This is a genomic window from Streptococcus sanguinis (genome assembly GCF_900635155.1).
Lineage (GTDB): Bacteria > Bacillota > Bacilli > Lactobacillales > Streptococcaceae > Streptococcus > Streptococcus sanguinis_G.
In genome coordinates, this window is the sequence record NZ_LR134002.1 from 854,918 (window position 1) to 871,125 (window position 16,208).

General features: G+C 43.2%; 17 protein-coding genes. All 17 read left to right on the forward strand.

Features of this window, described 5'->3' with window-relative positions; translation table 11 throughout:
• The first annotated feature begins 83 nt into the window (after positions 1–83).
• The 17 genes from ELZ47_RS04390 to ELZ47_RS11950 all read left to right on the forward strand — a co-directional run bounded on the left by ELZ47_RS04390 (position 84) and on the right by ELZ47_RS11950 (position 16,134).
• Positions 84–776, forward strand: coding sequence for a Csa1 family protein (locus ELZ47_RS04390; RefSeq protein ID WP_002918765.1), 693 nt, complete (start codon positions 84–86; stop codon positions 774–776).
• Between the two features lie 62 nt (positions 777–838).
• A complete protein-coding gene (locus ELZ47_RS04395; RefSeq protein ID WP_002918766.1) occupies positions 839–1,357 on the forward strand; it encodes an HlyD family efflux transporter periplasmic adaptor subunit in 519 nt (172 codons plus the stop codon).
• Positions 1,358–1,697: 340 nt separating this feature from the next.
• Positions 1,698–2,861 carry a class I SAM-dependent rRNA methyltransferase gene (locus ELZ47_RS04400; protein ID WP_126435362.1) on the forward strand — a complete coding sequence of 388 codons (1,164 nt, stop codon included), beginning with the start codon at positions 1,698–1,700 and terminating at the stop codon, positions 2,859–2,861.
• Positions 2,858–3,535 carry a type I 3-dehydroquinate dehydratase gene (gene aroD / locus ELZ47_RS04405; RefSeq protein WP_126435364.1) on the forward strand — a complete coding sequence of 226 codons (678 nt, stop codon included), beginning with the start codon at positions 2,858–2,860 and terminating at the stop codon, positions 3,533–3,535. The genes ELZ47_RS04400 and aroD overlap by 4 nt, the downstream gene beginning before the upstream one ends.
• Positions 3,525–4,379, forward strand: coding sequence for a shikimate dehydrogenase (locus ELZ47_RS04410; protein WP_126435366.1), 855 nt, complete (start codon positions 3,525–3,527; stop codon positions 4,377–4,379). Before aroD ends, ELZ47_RS04410 begins: the two co-directional genes overlap by 11 nt.
• 10 nt (positions 4,380–4,389) lie before the next feature.
• Positions 4,390–5,457: a 3-dehydroquinate synthase gene (gene aroB, locus ELZ47_RS04415; protein WP_126435368.1), complete on the forward strand. Its 1,068-nt coding sequence runs from the start codon at positions 4,390–4,392 to the stop codon at positions 5,455–5,457.
• 90 nt (positions 5,458–5,547) lie between these two features.
• Positions 5,548–6,714, forward strand: coding sequence for a chorismate synthase (gene aroC / locus ELZ47_RS04420; protein WP_126435369.1), 1,167 nt, complete (start codon positions 5,548–5,550; stop codon positions 6,712–6,714).
• A gap of 15 nt (positions 6,715–6,729) precedes the next feature.
• Positions 6,730–7,836 (forward strand): prephenate dehydrogenase, encoded by a 1,107-nt coding sequence (locus ELZ47_RS04425; protein ID WP_126435371.1) that lies wholly within the window; start codon positions 6,730–6,732, stop codon positions 7,834–7,836.
• An 18-nt stretch (positions 7,837–7,854) separates the two neighbouring features.
• Positions 7,855–8,193, forward strand: a complete 339-nt coding sequence (locus tag ELZ47_RS04430) for a YlbF/YmcA family competence regulator (protein WP_126435373.1) — start codon at positions 7,855–7,857, stop codon at positions 8,191–8,193.
• A 131-nt stretch (positions 8,194–8,324) separates the two neighbouring features.
• The gene (gene aroA / locus ELZ47_RS04435) at positions 8,325–9,608 is read left to right on the forward strand and encodes a 3-phosphoshikimate 1-carboxyvinyltransferase (RefSeq protein ID WP_126435375.1); all 1,284 of its coding nucleotides are present in this window, start codon (positions 8,325–8,327) and stop codon (positions 9,606–9,608) included.
• The gene (locus ELZ47_RS04440; RefSeq protein ID WP_126435376.1) at positions 9,601–10,077 is read left to right on the forward strand and encodes a shikimate kinase; all 477 of its coding nucleotides are present in this window, start codon (positions 9,601–9,603) and stop codon (positions 10,075–10,077) included. Before aroA ends, ELZ47_RS04440 begins: the two co-directional genes overlap by 8 nt.
• The gene (gene pheA, locus ELZ47_RS04445; RefSeq protein ID WP_126435378.1) at positions 10,074–10,907 is read left to right on the forward strand and encodes a prephenate dehydratase; all 834 of its coding nucleotides are present in this window, start codon (positions 10,074–10,076) and stop codon (positions 10,905–10,907) included. The genes ELZ47_RS04440 and pheA overlap by 4 nt, the downstream gene beginning before the upstream one ends.
• A gap of 18 nt (positions 10,908–10,925) precedes the next feature.
• Entirely contained in the window at positions 10,926–12,275 is a 1,350-nt protein-coding gene (locus ELZ47_RS04450; protein ID WP_126435380.1) for an LCP family protein, read from the forward strand.
• Between the two features lie 84 nt (positions 12,276–12,359).
• Positions 12,360–13,730 carry a 23S rRNA (uracil(1939)-C(5))-methyltransferase RlmD gene (gene rlmD, locus ELZ47_RS04455; protein WP_126435381.1) on the forward strand — a complete coding sequence of 457 codons (1,371 nt, stop codon included), beginning with the start codon at positions 12,360–12,362 and terminating at the stop codon, positions 13,728–13,730.
• A 200-nt stretch (positions 13,731–13,930) separates the two neighbouring features.
• Positions 13,931–14,830 carry an ABC transporter ATP-binding protein gene (locus tag ELZ47_RS04460; protein WP_126435383.1) on the forward strand — a complete coding sequence of 300 codons (900 nt, stop codon included), beginning with the start codon at positions 13,931–13,933 and terminating at the stop codon, positions 14,828–14,830.
• Positions 14,820–15,560 carry an ABC transporter permease gene (locus tag ELZ47_RS04465; protein WP_061589121.1) on the forward strand — a complete coding sequence of 247 codons (741 nt, stop codon included), beginning with the start codon at positions 14,820–14,822 and terminating at the stop codon, positions 15,558–15,560. Before ELZ47_RS04460 ends, ELZ47_RS04465 begins: the two co-directional genes overlap by 11 nt.
• Positions 15,553–16,134 carry a hypothetical protein gene (locus tag ELZ47_RS11950; protein WP_126435385.1) on the forward strand — a complete coding sequence of 194 codons (582 nt, stop codon included), beginning with the start codon at positions 15,553–15,555 and terminating at the stop codon, positions 16,132–16,134. The genes ELZ47_RS04465 and ELZ47_RS11950 overlap by 8 nt, the downstream gene beginning before the upstream one ends.
• Positions 16,135–16,208 lie beyond the last annotated feature (74 nt).

A 16,208-nucleotide genomic window follows, 5' to 3' on the forward strand; every position in this document is an offset into this window, starting at 1 on the left:
AGGGGAGATGATGAAGAAGGCTATGAAAATCTCGCTCATTCCAGCATATTTAGCAGATGATGGGTGAAAGTGTTGGAGAATAAATGGAAAGGAAGAAAAAGATGAAAAAACTATGTGCATTAGCAATCCTATTTCTTGCAGGAACTATATTAGCGGGGTGTTCCATCATGAAAAACGCTAAAAGACAGGAGTATGAAGAGCGATTCTCAAGAATCTCAGAGGTTTATCCGACAGCCAAGGCGGAGGATTTGTTTAAGAAGTTTCCCAAGGGGTTCAGGATTGTATATATAAGACAAGAGCTGACTAACAATAAAACATTTTTTCACGAGTTTAAACTGAGGGGTGATCATACTACCAAACAGATTATCGGAGATTACACGAAAGTAAGAATTCAACCATATAATGATGAAATAATAATGACTTCAACTGTGACTTATAGTGATAAGAATGGATTCCAAACTACAGATGGTCAAGTTCTGGATTCTAGTTTAGAGAATGTTAGATTTCTTTTTACTCAACTACCTATTGATTATCAGTATTTGAAGTCTCTAGATTTAGACGCTATTACGGAAAGTCCGGTCACAGGTGATTACAGCATCCGCTATGAGATTACGAATGAAAACATCAACAGCTACATTAATTTGCCCAAAGGAAGCAAGACATTATTAGAATTTCGGGGATATCCAAAATATGACAAACAAGATAAATATTTTTTAACATTATCGGTAGAACGGTCAGAAAAATATTATTTTAGCGAAACAGTTATAGAAGAATAGGAGTTAATAATGGGAAAAGAGTATACAAGTTACATCATGATGATACCGGCCTTGCACAAAAAATGGCTGCTTTAACGGAGAATAAACGTAAGACCGAGGCAGAATTGATTCAGCAACAGTATATTTTAGAGTATCTAACGATTAAGGCGCCTTCGACTGATCAGATTGCAAGTTTAATCGTCAGTCATATTGGACAGACAGTTAGTGCAGAAAATCCAGTAGCAAGGCTCGTCCCTAGTGATTCAGAACTGATATTTGAAGCTCAGGTATCTGATAAGGATATAACAGATATTCAAAAAGGTATGAAGGCTGTTGTTAAATTACAGGCCTATCCTTATTCAGACTATGGAACCATTCCTGCTAAAGTGACTTATATCAGCCCGACTGCTTTTCAAGTTAAAGGAAAAGGGATGGTATATATAGTCCAAGTTGCGATTGACAAGAAGCATTTGCACAAAGGAATTGACTTAGTTTCAGGTCTATCAGGAATACTTGAAATAAAAACAGATAATCGAAGTATCTTAGATTACTTCCTTGACCCTATTCGGGATGGTTTGAATGACAGTCTGAAGGAGAAATAATTTCAGATACTATTTGGAATATTACTGAATGAATGAACAACCTCTCAGAAATCTTGAAGATAGTTCTGAGAGGTTTTTTGTGGTAATATACCTCTCTGCCTTCCTTGTCTTATTTCCTAAAAATTTTCTCCTCTAAGTAAAACATAATTTCTCCAGTTAAGGAAAATTTGAGCCGCATTTGAGATATTTTAAATCGGCGAAATTGTAATATTTCTATAAAAGCCTTATCCCCTCTATGGAGAGGTTTATAGTCGTTTTGTTCTCGTTTGTGAAATCTTTTATTAACTCAAATGTAAAATATGTTTTGAGAATTTTCACAATCTTTGGTATAATATAATTTATGAATAAACTTACTGTTACTCAACAGGCAGAAGAAAAACTGAGAAAGGGCATTCTTTTATTAGATAAAAAGGATTTTGGCGCTCTTTCTCTTCAGAATCAATGTGTGGAGCTGCAAAACCGTCAGGGAAAGTTCTTAGGAACAGCTTATCTCTCTCCGCAGAATAAGGGAGTAGGCTGGCTGATTTCCCAGAAGAAGGTAGAGCTGAACTCGGATTTTTTTCAAACTCTCTTTGAGCAGGCTAAGAGCAGACGATCTACCTATTTCCATTCGTCTGATACGACAGCCTTTCGACTCTTTAATCAAGAGGGGGATGGCTTCGGTGGCTTCACGGTGGATTTCTACAATGGCTTTGCGCTTTTTTCTTGGTACAATGACTTTGTCTTTGCTATCAAGGAGCAGATTCTGACAGCCTTCGCTAAGGTTTTCCCAGAGATTCAGGGGGCTTATGAAAAGATTCGTTTCAAGGGTTTGGATTACGAATCGGCTCATCTCTGCGGAGCGGAAGCACCAGAAACTTTCACAGTCTTGGAGAACGGAGTTCGCTATCAGGTTTTTCTGAATGACGGTCTCATGACCGGTATCTTTCTGGATCAGCACGATGTGCGTGCCAGTCTGGTAGATGGTCTGGCTGCTGGTAAAAGTTTACTCAATATGTTTTCCTATACAGCTGCCTTTTCAGTGGCAGCAGCCATGGGCGGTGCCAGTCAGACAGTATCAGTTGATTTGGCCAAGCGCAGCCGTGAGCTGTCAGAAGCTCATTTTCTGGCCAATGGTCTGACATTGGATCAGCATCGCTTTCAGGTGATGGATGTCTTTGATTATTTCAAATACGCTAAGCGCCACGATCTAAGCTTTGATGTCATTGTGATAGATCCGCCCAGCTTTGCTAGAAATAAAAAGCGAACATTCTCAGTTGCTAAAGATTATCATCGTTTGGTTGCACAAGCTCTGGAAATCTTGAATCCTCAGGGAATCATGATTTTAAGTACCAATGCAGCCAATTTTTCCAAAAGTAAGTTTAAACAAGAAATTGAAAAAGGTTTTGCCGGCAGAAAGCACCGCTATCTTGCGGAGTATGGCCTGCCAGCAGACTTTGTCTATAATAAAAAAGACGGGAGCAGTAATTACCTCAAGGTATTTACAATAAAGGTGGACCAATGAAATTAGTCGTTTCTGTAATGCCCAAGAGTTTAGAAGAAGCTCAAGAAATTGATGTATCACGCTACGAAGATGCGGATATTATTGAATGGCGGGCAGATTTTCTGGCCAAGGATGACATTTTAAATGTTGCGCCAGCTATTTTTGAAAAATTTGCCGGACGTGAATTGATTTTCACCTTGCGGACCCGTCAGGAAGGCGGAGAAATCGAACTGTCCGATGATGAATATGTAGCTCTCATCAAGGAAGTAGCCGGTTTTTACCAGCCGGATTATATCGATTTTGAATATTTCTCTCACAAGGAGAAATTTGAAGAAATGCTTGATTTTCCTAATTTGGTGCTGAGCTACCATAACTTTGAGGAGACGCCTGAAAATATGATGGAAATCCTGTCTGAGCTTACTTCTCTGACCCCTAAGGTGGTAAAGGTTTCTGTCATGGCTCGCAATGAGCAGGATGTGCTGGACTTGATGAACTATACTCGCGGTTTCAAGACTTTAAATCCTGAGCAGGATTTTGTCACCATTTCCATGGGAAAAATTGGTAAAATTTCACGCATTGCGGCTGATTTGACAGGTTCCAGCTGGTCATTTGCCAGTCAGGAAATGGCGTCAGCACCTGGTCAGATTTCTCTGAGCAATATGAAGAGAATCCAGGAGATTTTGAATGAGAATTAATGGCCACACCCGCATGGCTGCTGTGGTTGCCAAGCCAATTAAGCACAGTATTTCTCCTCTTATTCACAATATGGCTTTTGAAAAGACTGGTGTCAATGGTGTCTATCTAGCTTGGGAAGTGGAAGTGAAGGATCTGCAGGCCAGTATAGAAAATATCCGCAGATACGATATGTTTGGTGTCAATCTTTCCATGCCCTATAAGCAGGAGGTGATACCTTATCTGGACGAGCTTGATGTCAGCGCCCGCCTTATCGGAGCAGTCAATACGGTTGTGAATAAAAATGGAATTTTAGTTGGTTATAACACAGATGGCAAGGGATTTTTTAAGAGCTTGCCTTCTTTTGCTATTCAGGGCAAAAAAATGACGATTTTGGGAGCAGGTGGAGCAGCGACAGCTATTATTGCTCAAGCAGCTTTGGACAATGCAGAGGAAATTTTCGTCTTTACTCGGCAAGCTTCCTATGAGAAGACTGTCAGAAAGATGGCAGCTATCAGCCACCAAACCAAGAGTCGTATCCAAGTACTAACCTTAGAGGATGCGGATAGCTTACAGAATACAATCAACCAATCAGACCTTCTGGTCAATGGGACTAGTCTAGGTATGGATGGCATCAGCATGCCCCTGCCTGAACAGCTTGAACTGCCTAGCCAGATTTTAGTTGCAGATGTTATCTACCAACCTTTTGAAACGCCCTTTCTCAAATGGGCCAGAAATCAAAATGTCACAGCAATCAATGGACTTGGTATGCTGCTCTATCAGGGAGCAGAAGCCTTTGAGCTTTGGACTGGCAAAACTATGCCCAGTCAGGAAATTTGGCAGTGTTTAGAAGAGTTATACAAATAAGGAGGCGCTTATGAAACTGAATGTGAATCTCCCGCATCATCCCTATGATATTCTCATCGAAAAAGGGTCTTTATCTCAGGCTGGAAGTTGGCTGAGTCAGCTTTGGCAGCCTCAGAAGGTAGTTATCGTCACGGACAATCGAGTGGCTCGACTCTATGCGGAAAAGGTCAAGCTGAGCTTGGAAGCGGCTGGGTTTGAGACTTTTGTCTTTGACTTTTTGGAGGGGGAAGCCAGCAAGAACTTAAAGACAGTCAACAAAGTCTATGAGTTTTTGGTCAAGGTTGGTCTGACTCGCAGTGATGGTATCGTGGCCTTGGGTGGCGGCGTTGTTGGTGATTTGGCAGGATTTGTTGCTTCTACCTACATGCGGGGCGTTCATTTCGTGCAGATTCCTACCAGTCTGACAGCTCAAGTGGACTCCTCTATCGGCGGTAAGACAGGTGTCAATACGCCTTGGGCTAAGAATATGGTCGGGACTTTTACCCAGCCTGACGGAGTTCTGATTGACCCAGAAGTCTTGCATACCTTGGGCCAGCGTGAACTGATTGAAGGTATGGGCGAGGTGGTCAAGTACGGCTTGATTGAGGATAAGGAACTCTGGGATGAGCTGTCAGAAATGGATGGCAGTCCAGAGTCGATTTTGGAACATGCGGAGAGCATCATCTATCATTCCTGCGATGTCAAGCGTAAGATTGTGGTCGAGGACGAGCTGGATAATGGCGTTCGCCTCTATCTGAATTTCGGCCATACTATTGGGCACGCTATCGAAGCGACAGCAGGCTACGGAAAAGTCATGCACGGTGAAGCTGTGGCGATTGGCATGGTACAGGTTTCTAGTGTTGCTGAAAAGAAAGGCCTCATGCCGGCTGGGATTGCAGAAGATATCATCCGTATGTGTCAGAAGTTTGGCTTGCCGGTGGATTACCAGCCTTGGAATGAGAATGCTCTCTATCAGGCTCTGACCCATGATAAGAAAGCTCGAGGCAACTCTATCAAGCTAGTACTGGTGCCCGAGCTAGGGTCGGCTAGTATTCACCAGATTCCGCTGGAAGAGATGAAAGAATTTCTGAAGAAATAAGTGCCAGATGGAGTTTAAGACGATTGGACAGTTTGGATAAAAATAGACAGGCTGTCCATATCTTTCCATCCCAGAAATAGGAGAAAATGTATGAGATATTTAACAGCAGGAGAATCTCACGGACCACGTTTGACAGCTATTATTGAGGGAGTGCCGGCTGGTCTTCCTTTGACCGCTGACTATATCAATGCTGAGCTCAAGCGCCGTCAGGGTGGATACGGCCGCGGTGCCCGTATGAAGATTGAAAGCGACCAAGTTGAGATTACCTCTGGGGTTCGGCATGGCTTGACTATGGGCGGTCCGATTACCCTCAATGTTACAAATCTGGATCACCAGAAGTGGCTGGAGATTATGAGTGCGGCGGATGTGGATGAAAAGAAAAAAGGGCTGCGCAAGATTACCAAACCACGCCCTGGCCATGCGGACTTGGTTGGTGGTATGAAATACCGCTTTGACGATTTGCGAAATTCTCTTGAGCGCTCTTCTGCGCGCGAAACGACTATGCGTGTGGCAGTCGGAGCAGTAGCCAAGCGTTTGCTGGAAGAAATCGGTGTAGAGGTAGCCAGTCATATCGTGACCTTTGGCGGTATCGATATCGATGTACCAGATAATCTAACTGTAGCAGAAATCAAGGATAGAGCTGCACAGTCAGAGGTTTCCATTGTCAATCCCGAGCGCGAAGAAGAAATCAAGGCCTACATTGATCAGATTAAGAAAGACGGGGATACCATCGGTGGTGTCATTGAGACTGTCGTTGGCGGTGTGCCGGTTGGTCTGGGCTCCTATGTCCAATGGGACAAGAAGCTGGATGCCAAGCTTGCTCAGGGAGTTGTGTCCATCAATGCTTTCAAGGGAGTTGAGTTTGGCGTGGGCTTTGAAGCCGGTCGTCTCAAGGGCAGTCAAGTAATGGATGAAATCCTCTGGTCTGAGGAAGATGGCTTCACTCGCAGGACCAATAATCTAGGCGGCTTTGAGGGCGGTATGACTAATGGTCAGCCAATCGTGGTTCGCGGTGTTATGAAGCCTATTCCAACTCTTTACAAGCCACTGATGAGCGTGGATATTGAGACCCACGAGCCTTATAAGGCGACAGTGGAACGGAGCGATCCTACGGCTCTGCCAGCGGCGGGTGTTGTCATGGAAAGCGTGGTGGCCACAGTTTTAGCTACCGAAGTTCTGGAGAAGTTCTCTTCGGACAATCTGGAAGAACTAAAGGATGCGGTAGCCCGCCACCAGGAATTTGTCAAGAACTTTTAGAAGAGAGGAGAGGGCATGGAGAGAAAAACGGTCTATATCGCAGGTCTGGGACTGATTGGAGCTTCTTTGGCTCTGGGCATCAAGCGTGATCACCCTGAGTATGAAGTTCTCGGCTACAACCGCGGTGAGGAATCGCGTAGAGTTTCATTAGAGCGTGGAATGGTTGACCGAGTGACGGATGATTTTGTGGCCTTTGCTCCATTGGCTGACGTGATTATTCTGGCTGTGCCTATCAAGCAGACCATAGCATTTATCAAGGATCTAGCGGAGCTGGACCTGAAGGAAAATGTTATCATCTCTGATGCTGGATCGACCAAGGCTGAGATTGTGGCAGCAGCAGAAAAGTATCTGCAGAATAAGCCCGTCCGCTTTGTTGGTGCTCATCCCATGGCCGGAAGTCACAAGACCGGAGCCAAGGCCGCCCATGTTACTCTCTTTGAAAACGCCTATTATATCTTCACCCCCTCTAGCCTGACCAAGCCTGGTACGCTTGAGGAAATGAAAGACTTGCTGAGTGGTCTTCATGCCCGCTTTATCCAGGTGAACGCAGCCGAGCACGACCGAGTGACTAGTCAAATCAGTCATTTTCCGCATATCCTAGCCTCCAGCCTTATGGAGCAAGCGGCAGCTTATAGCCAAGAGCATGAGCTGACCCAGTCTTTTGCAGCTGGTGGTTTTCGAGATATGACACGGATTGCGGAGAGTGAGCCAGGTATGTGGACCTCTATCCTCTTGACAAATCCCGAAGCCATTTTGGAGCGGCTGGAAGACTTTAAAAACCAGTTAGACAAGGTAGCTGCGGCGATTGAGGCTAAGGATGAGACAGCTATCTGGGAATTTTTCGACCGAGGACGGCAAAGCCGCAAGCAGATGGAAATTCATAAACGTGCTGGTGTAGATAGCTTTTATGACCTCTTTATTGAAGTGCCTGACGAAGAAGATGCGATATTGGGTATTTTGGAACTCCTGCGCGGAATTTCTGTCGTCAACATCCGGATTAACGAGGAAAACCGCGAAGATATCAACGGTGTTCTGCAAATCACCTTTAAAAGTCGCCAAGATTTGGAAAAATCTGCTACAATAGTAAGAGAAAATACGGATTACCTAGTGTCCGAAGACTAATATAGATTGGAGAACTCTATGTCAAATATTTATGATTTAGCCAATGAACTGAGCAGAAATCTGCGTGATTTACCTGAGTACAAGGCCGTCGCAGAAAGTAAGAAAGCAGTGGATGCTGATAGCGAAGCGAAGGCTATTTTTGCGGATTATCTGGCTTTCCAGCAGGAGTTGCAACAGCTGGCTCAGACTGGTCAGGTACCGACCCAGGAGGTGCAGGACAAGATGACTTCCTTTGGTGAGAAGATTCAGGGCAATGCTGCTCTTTCTGAATTCTTCAATAAGCAGCAGCAACTGTCCATCTATCTGGCGGACATTGAGCGTATTATCTTTGATCCGGTACAAGATTTGCTTAAGTAAACTAAAAAAAAGAAGAATCTGGGCTGAATACTCGGATTCTTTTTGCTTCAGCTAGGATTCCAGAAATTTTAAGAATTTCTGGTCTTTTTATGATAAAATAAGAAGCAACAAAGGAAAGTACGAGGTCACCTATGAAATTATCAACCAATGTAAAAGGCCTGAAGGGTCATATCCGCGTACCTGGAGATAAATCTATCAGCCACCGTTCCATTATTTTTGGTAGTTTGGCCAAGGGGGTCACTACTGTTCGTGACATTCTGCGAGGAGAAGATGTGCTGTCTACCATGCAGGTTTTTCGTGACTTAGGCGTGCAGATTGAGGACGATGGAAATCTAGTCAAGATTCATGGCGCAGGATTTGAAGGTCTGCAAGCACCGAAAAATAAGCTGGATATGGGTAATTCTGGAACGTCTATCCGTTTGATTTCTGGTGTTTTGGCTGGTCAGGATTTTGAGGCAGAAATGTTCGGTGACGACAGTCTATCCAAGCGACCTATGGATCGGGTGACCATTCCTCTGCGGCAGATGGGAGTCGAGATTGCTGGTCGGACTGAGCGTGATTTACCACCGCTCAAGATGAAGGGTAGCAGGGAACTGCAGCCTATCAATTACCAGCTGCCAGTGGCTTCTGCTCAGGTTAAGTCGGCCTTGATTTTTGCTGCCTTGCAGGCTCAGGGAGAGTCGATTATTATTGAAAAGGAAATCACTCGTAATCATACAGAAGATATGATTGCCCAGTTTGGCGGGCAGATTGAGGTTGAGGGCAAGGAAATTCGCATTCAAGGTGGTCAGGAATTCACTGCTCAGGAAGTAACGGTTCCGGGAGACATTTCCAGCGCGGCCTTCTGGCTGGTGGCTGGATTGATTGTGCCGGACTCTAAGATTGTTTTAGAGAATGTCGGCATCAATGAAACTCGTACAGGAATTCTAGAAGTGATAGAGGCCATGGGCGGACGGATGAAGCTGTCGGATGTTGATCCAGTAGCCAAGTCTGCAACCATCACCGTTGAGACTTCTGAGCTTAAGGGAACGGAGATTGGCGGCGAGATTATCCCACGCTTGATTGATGAGTTGCCGATTATTGCGCTTCTTGCGACTCAGGCTCAGGGACGGACTGTTATTCGTGATGCAGAGGAGCTCAAAGTCAAGGAAACCGACCGTATCCAGGTTGTAGCAGACGCTCTCAATAGCATGGGCGCAGCTATTACCCCGACGGAAGACGGCATGATTATCGAAGGGAAAACACCTCTTCATGGTGCCCAAGTCAATACCTTTGGTGACCATCGCATCGGGATGATGACGGCAATTGCTGCTTTGTTGGCCAAAAGCGGTCAGGTAGAACTTGAGCGGTCTGAAGCCATTAAGACCAGCTATCCAAGCTTCTTCAGCGACTTGGAGGGCTTGATGCATGGCTAAGATATTGCTGGGCTTTATGGGAGCCGGAAAATCCACAGTGGCTAGAGGCTTAGCCCAAGACTTTGTCGATATGGATGAACTGCTCTGCCAGCGGCTAGGCATGTCAATCAAGGACTATTTTGATCAGCATGGTGAAGCGGCCTTCCGGGCTGCTGAAGCCCAGCTCTTGGCTGAGTTGATTGATACGGACTTGGTGGTTTCAACTGGCGGCGGTGTAGTCGTCAGCCCTGAAAATCGCAAATTACTGACTCAGAATGCTGATAATATCTACCTGAAAGCAGATTTTGAAACGCTCTATCAGCGAATCCGGCAGGATGCAGAGCAGGAGAGACCCTTGTTCTTAAACCAGAGCAAATCAGACTTGCAGCAGATTTTTGAGCAGCGTCAGGCCTGGTATGAGGAAGTGGCGACCCAGATTGTTGATACGAGGCTCAAAAGCCCGCAGGAAATTATTGAGGAAATTCAATGAAAATAGCATTTTTAGGTCCTAGAGGCTCCTTTTCTCACCATGTAGCCCAAGCTGCCTTTCCCAACGAGAACTTGGTGCCCTATCAGAATATCACCGAGGTCATGAAGGCTTATGAGGCTAGAGAAGTGGATTACTCGGTTGTTCCGGTGGAAAATTCCATTGAGGGCAGTGTCCATGAGACGCTGGACTATCTCTTTCATCAAGCAGACATTCAGGCAGTGGCAGAAATCGTTCAGCCCATCAAGCAGCAGCTTTTAGTGACTGATTTAGAAAAGCCAATTGAGAAGATATTTTCTCACCCGCAGGCTATTGCCCAAGGAAAGAAATACATCCGCCAGCATTATCCGCAGGCTGCCATTGAGGTGACAGCTAGTACGGCCTATGCAGCTCGTTTTGTAGCAGAGCATCCTGAAAAGAATTTTGCGGCTATTGCCCCGCGCACGGCTGCAGCAGAATACGGGCTCAAAGTAGCGGCCAGCGACATTCAGGAAATGGAAGAAAATTATACCCGCTTCTGGATTCTGGGCCATGAGGTGCCAGAGCTTCAACTGACCAAGACAGGAGACAAGCAGACACTGGCTTTGACCTTGCCGGACAATTTGCCAGGTGCTCTCTATAAGGCTTTGTCAACCTTCGCTTGGCGTGGGATTGACTTGACCAAGATTGAGAGCCGGCCTCTAAAAACGGCTCTGGGAGAGTATTTCTTCATTATTGACATTGACAACGAGCAGAAAAAATTGGCGGATTTTGCCTATCAAGAGTTGACAAGTCTTGGAATTACTTATAAAATTTTTGGTAGCTACAGTGTGTTTCTGATTCAGGACAAGTAGCAGTAGATTGGAGAAGAGATGAAGAAACCAGAAAATCTTAGCCATCATGAACAGCTCCGCTTAGATTATCTCTATAAAAATTATTATTATCTAAACGATAAAGAAAAGAAAGAATTTGACTATCTGCGTCAGAAGTCCAAGGGGATTGGCAGTTCAGCCAGTGTGCCGGAACATGACGAGCAGCCGCATACAGTTAGCGACGCCTATGAGCAAGAGCCTGTGGAAATGGATTCTTCTGGTCTCTTGCCCAAGTACCCTGAGCGTTCTTCTCGCAGCAGAAGGCAAAAAAAGGCGCCGGAAGCTCTGGCAGGAGCTGGCCTGGGACAAGACAAGCTCAAGAAACCCCGCAAAAAAATCTGCTTGAAACGAATTCTGCTTTGGGCAGGGATTTTCCTGCTTATGGTCTTGGGGGGCATGATTTTCATGTTTATCAAAGGCTTGACGACAGCACACAATGGCAATTCTAAACCAGCAGAAACGGAATTCTTTGACGGCAAGGATACTAAGGACGGAGTGAATATCCTCATTCTTGGGACGGACGGCCGAGTTGGTGATGACTCGACTGAGACACGGACCGACTCCATTATGGTCTTGAATGTTGGTAATAAGGACCATAAGGTGAAATTGGTCAGCTTTATGCGTGATACCCTTATTCACATTGATGGTGTCAGCAATGAGTACACGGATCCGTCGCAAGCAGATTACTATGACCAAAAGCTCAATTCTGCCTACACGATTGGGGAGCAAAACCACAACCGCGGTGCAGACTATGTCCGCCAGATGCTCAAAGATAATTTTGATTTGGACATCAAATATTATGCACTGGTAGATTTCCAGACCTTTGCGACAGCTATTGACACCCTTTTCCCAAATGGTGTCAGCATGAATGCTCAGTTCTCAACCATTGATGGAGAGAAAGTGACAGAAGTTGAAGTACCAGATGACCTGAATATGAAAGACGGAGTGGTACCCAACCAAACCATCAAGGTCGGTCAGCAGCAGATGGACGGTCGGACCTTGCTCAACTACGCTCGCTTCCGTAAGGATGACGAGGGTGACTTTGGCCGGACCCGCCGTCAGCAGGAAGTTTTGACAGCTGTTTTCCAGCAGGTCAAAGATCCAACTAAGCTCTTTACCGGGTCAGAAGCTCTTGGTAAGGTCTTTGCCTTGACTTCGACCAATGTGCCTTACAGCTTCCTTTTGACCAATGGTCTCTCTATGGCAGGAGATTCCCGCAATGGGGTTGAGCGCCTGACGATTCCGGAAAATGGCGACTGGGTGGATACCTATGACATGTACGGTGGCCAAGGACTCTTGATTGACTTTGAAGCCTATAAAGAAAGACTGCAGCAAATGGGGCTCAGATAAGATATATGATATAATGAAAGGTAGGACGATGTCCTGCCTTTTCTTTTGGGAAATGGCAGAGCGATAAAGCAGAAAGAGAAAAATATGTTAAAAAAGAATGATATGATTGAAGTTGAAATCGTGGATCTGAGCCATGAGGGAGCAGGAGTGGCCAAGGCAGAAGGCCTGGTCTTCTTTGTGGAAAATGCCCTGCCGGGTGAGCTCATTCGCATGCGTGTGCTCAAAGTCAATAAAAAAATTGGCTTTGGCAAGGTGGAGGAATTTCTTCGTACTTCAGACCAGCGCAATGAAAATCTTGATTTGGCCTATCTTCGTACGGGGATTGCTGACTTGGGACATCTGAACTATCCAGCCCAGCTGGACTTCAAACGCAAGCAGGTCAAGGACAGCCTCTATAAGATTGCTGGTTTGTCCGATGTAGAGGTGCCGCCGACACTTGGTATGGAGCAGCCGCTGGGCTACCGTAATAAGGCTCAAGTGCCTGTCCGCCGTGTCAATGGCCAGCTGGAAATAGGATTTTTCCGTAAAAATTCCCATGACCTCCTGCCGATTGAAGATTTTTATATTCAGGATCCAGTCATTGACCAAGTTATCCTCTTTACACGTGATTTGCTGCGTCGTTTTGACCTCAAACCTTACGATGAGCAAGAAAAGACTGGACTCATTCGCAATCTAGTTGTTCGCCGTGGCCATTATTCAGGGGAAATCATGATAATCCTGGTGACAACCCGTCCTAAAATATTCCGAGTAGAGCAGCTGATGGATCGCTTGACAGAGGCTTTCCCAGCTATTAAGTCCATTATGCAGAATATCAACGACCAGCCGGGCAATGCGATTTTTGGAAAAGACTGGCGAACGCTTTATGGTCAAGACTACATTACCGACCAGATGCTGGGAAATAACTTCCAAATCTCTGGACCAGCTTTTTACCAAGTCAATACCGAGATGGCAGAAAAGCTCTATCAGACAGCCATTGACTTTTCCGAGCTTACCTCTGATGATATGGTGCTTGATGCCTACTCTGGCATCGGGACTATCGGTCTATCAGTTGCCAAGCAGGTCAAGCAGGTCTATGGTGTGGAAGTGATCCTTGAAGCTGTCGAAAATAGCCAAAAGAATGCGGAAATCAACGGCATTACCAACGCCAGCTATGTCTGCGCTCCTGCTGAAGAAGCCATTCAAAACTGGCTTAAAGAGGGCATCCAAGCGGATGTTATCCTAGTCGATCCACCACGAAAAGGCCTGACGGAGAGCTTCATCAAAGCCAGCGTCAGCATGGAGCCTAAGAAAATCACTTATATCTCCTGCAATGTCGCAACCATGGCGCGTGATATCAAACTCTATCAAGAATTAGGATATGAGTTGAAGAAAGTCCAGCCGGTGGACTTATTTCCGCAAACGCACCATGTTGAGGCAGTATCACTGCTTGTACGAGCTGAGGCATCAGCGAAGTAGAAGCAGATGTTCTGCCCATGGGATAGGACTCGTAGAATGAGGAGGAAAACCGACGAAATGATACGGTAAGTCCGAACCGCTGAGTGTGTAGGATTGCTGGTGAAAACGTAGGAACGTCTTAGTGAAAGTAATTTAAAAATCCTTGTTTTTAAATTTTTGGCAGTTCAAAGTATTAGTAATCGAAATAGGTTAATGCGAGTATGAATGAAATTATTATAAGCAATCTAAAGAAAAATTTTCGTGGTAAAGTTGTATTGGACATTCCTAGCTTTGAATTGCATTCTGGAGAGATTGTTTCTATAGTGGGCACCAATGGTGCAGGTAAATCAACTTTCATAAAAATTATCTCTGGCTTAATGTTACAAGATGCAGGCGATGTATTTGTTTTTGGCAGTAAGAACACTTCGAAAGATATTCATAACAATGTCAAGCTCGTACTAGAAAGCGGTAGAGGCTACTATGAATACCTGACGGCAAATCAAAATATTGATTACTTTTTACATTTGAATAAAAGTTCGCGTAGTCAGATTAAGGAAGAATTGGAGGATTTATTTAATAAACTAGCTTTCCATCCTTATGTTGATGTATTGGTGTCCGAATTGTCACAAGGAACGAGACAAAAATTGTCTTTGATTATTGCGTTACTTTGTAAGCCAAAAGTATTGTGTTTAGATGAGCCAACTAATGGTCTGGATGTCATTGCCAAAAAGCAGTTTGCGAAATTATTACTAACTCTCAGTCAAGAAAAAGGAACCATTGTTCTCATGACGACTCATGATATCTATTTTGCAAAAGAAATATCAACAAGAATTTGTATCATGAGTAGAGGGAAAATAATACAGCAAGGTAGTTTCTCAGAAATCTTTGGGAAAAATACTAGGTGGATTAAATATAGAATTGGTATTTCAGATTCTGAGAAAGATGCTTTTGAGAGGCTGTTTCCTGATTTATCTTATCAAGTAGAAAACGAAAGGTTGATTGTTGAAGTAAAAGATAGTCAGTTAAAAAATAATATCTTTAATAATTTTGAGATGATATTTTTTGAAGAAGTTGAGGAAAGCATCGAAGAAATATTGTATGAGGTTATCAATGATGATTAAAGAAATAAGAAGGGAGTTGAAGAGACAACTGCAAGAGATGATGCAGTTTAAATTTAATTTATTTTTTTCAAATTTTGGAATTTTGATAATGGTTTCAGCTTATCTTCAATATTTTAAAAATACACAAAGTAAATTTTTATTGTTATGTTTATTATTTACTTGGTATTTTACGAGTCATAGTATAACGCACCCAACTTTTTTTATTGAGGATGACCTTTATGATAGAACTTTGATAAGTGTAATCCAGAGTAGTAAGAGTGTTTTTCATGTTTTAATGTTTAAAATTATTGTTCAGATATTGGTGGATTTAGTTAAAGCCATACCTATATTTATCGTTCTATTCACGTTAAATGATATTGATTTTCCGGATAGTATCTTAAAGTTAGTTGCGAGTCTCGCTGCATGTATGCTAACTATTATTAGCATGTATGGTTTGGGCTTTTGCCTATCAAGCCTTTGCTTCATTTTTAATCGTACTTCTAGTATTACATCGTTAATTTCTTATTTCATGCTGTATTTTACTGGCATACTAACACCGCTAGGTGGTTTATTTGGCTTTATAGGAAAGCTTTTCCCTTACTATGCCTTGAGAAATTTTATTATTTCTCCGTCCTACCAGAGTATCTTTTTTATTATAGTTTATTGTGCAGTATATTGGTCAGCTGGAACTTTCCTATTTTTCACTTTATTGAACATTGCTAAAAAAAGAGGGAGCCTTTTCCATGTTTAGTGAATTAAGAAGATATTTTAATTATAGAGTTCGATACACGTTTGATAGTATTTGCGAAGTGATTTATTCCATGATTTTTATTACAGGAATCATTATTATTTTCAATAGTGATAAACCGATAAATCTACTCTATTTTTTTATTTATTATTCCATAACTAATGTGATATTACTTGCTAATGAGGAGTTAGAATTTGAAATTCGCACTAATCAATATACAAATATCAAAACAACTAGACGGACACCAATGATGATTTATATTGCTAGATCAACAACCTATTTTATTTGGTCGACGCTCATTTTTTTGATTTCAATCATTCTATCGCATATGTTTTTTTATGGAAAATTTTTTATGCCCTCATTCCATTTAGTGGATTTGATTTTGATGTTAATACTTAATTATGCTGTATTTTTTGTCTTATATACCCTGGCAATTAAGTTAACAGAACGCTTTAAACGAGTATCCGTCTTATTGAATTTATTTAATACCATAATGCTATTTTATTCTGGACTAGTATTTCCAGCTCCCTTTGTTAGCTATGCAGATATGTTGAATATATTTTTGAATAAAAAATAAAAGTAAATTGATATGTTTAGAACTAGTCATTTAAATATTTCTCTGAAAGATTATAAAGTGGCCCTGCGTTTAAT

What these genes read in the sequence shown, in the direction of transcription:
- ELZ47_RS04465 (WP_061589121.1), top strand. Translation starts at nt 14,820, where the DNA reads ATGATGATTAAAGAAATAAGAAGGGAGTTGAAGAGACAACTGCAAGAG.
- aroD (WP_126435364.1), top strand. Translation starts at nt 2,858, where the DNA reads ATGAAATTAGTCGTTTCTGTAATGCCCAAGAGTTTAGAAGAAGCTCAA.
- ELZ47_RS04425 (WP_126435371.1), top strand. Translation starts at nt 6,730, where the DNA reads ATGGAGAGAAAAACGGTCTATATCGCAGGTCTGGGACTGATTGGAGCT.
- ELZ47_RS04410 (WP_126435366.1), top strand. Translation starts at nt 3,525, where the DNA reads ATGAGAATTAATGGCCACACCCGCATGGCTGCTGTGGTTGCCAAGCCA.
- pheA (WP_126435378.1), top strand. Translation starts at nt 10,074, where the DNA reads ATGAAAATAGCATTTTTAGGTCCTAGAGGCTCCTTTTCTCACCATGTA.
- aroA (WP_126435375.1), top strand. Translation starts at nt 8,325, where the DNA reads ATGAAATTATCAACCAATGTAAAAGGCCTGAAGGGTCATATCCGCGTA.
- ELZ47_RS04430 (WP_126435373.1), top strand. Translation starts at nt 7,855, where the DNA reads ATGTCAAATATTTATGATTTAGCCAATGAACTGAGCAGAAATCTGCGT.
- rlmD (WP_126435381.1), top strand. Translation starts at nt 12,360, where the DNA reads ATGTTAAAAAAGAATGATATGATTGAAGTTGAAATCGTGGATCTGAGC.
- ELZ47_RS04440 (WP_126435376.1), top strand. Translation starts at nt 9,601, where the DNA reads ATGGCTAAGATATTGCTGGGCTTTATGGGAGCCGGAAAATCCACAGTG.
- ELZ47_RS11950 (WP_126435385.1), top strand. Translation starts at nt 15,553, where the DNA reads ATGTTTAGTGAATTAAGAAGATATTTTAATTATAGAGTTCGATACACG.
- ELZ47_RS04390 (WP_002918765.1), top strand. Translation starts at nt 84, where the DNA reads ATGGAAAGGAAGAAAAAGATGAAAAAACTATGTGCATTAGCAATCCTA.
- aroB (WP_126435368.1), top strand. Translation starts at nt 4,390, where the DNA reads ATGAAACTGAATGTGAATCTCCCGCATCATCCCTATGATATTCTCATC.
- ELZ47_RS04460 (WP_126435383.1), top strand. Translation starts at nt 13,931, where the DNA reads ATGAATGAAATTATTATAAGCAATCTAAAGAAAAATTTTCGTGGTAAA.
- aroC (WP_126435369.1), top strand. Translation starts at nt 5,548, where the DNA reads ATGAGATATTTAACAGCAGGAGAATCTCACGGACCACGTTTGACAGCT.
- ELZ47_RS04395 (WP_002918766.1), top strand. Translation starts at nt 839, where the DNA reads ATGGCTGCTTTAACGGAGAATAAACGTAAGACCGAGGCAGAATTGATT.
- ELZ47_RS04400 (WP_126435362.1), top strand. Translation starts at nt 1,698, where the DNA reads ATGAATAAACTTACTGTTACTCAACAGGCAGAAGAAAAACTGAGAAAG.
- ELZ47_RS04450 (WP_126435380.1), top strand. Translation starts at nt 10,926, where the DNA reads ATGAAGAAACCAGAAAATCTTAGCCATCATGAACAGCTCCGCTTAGAT.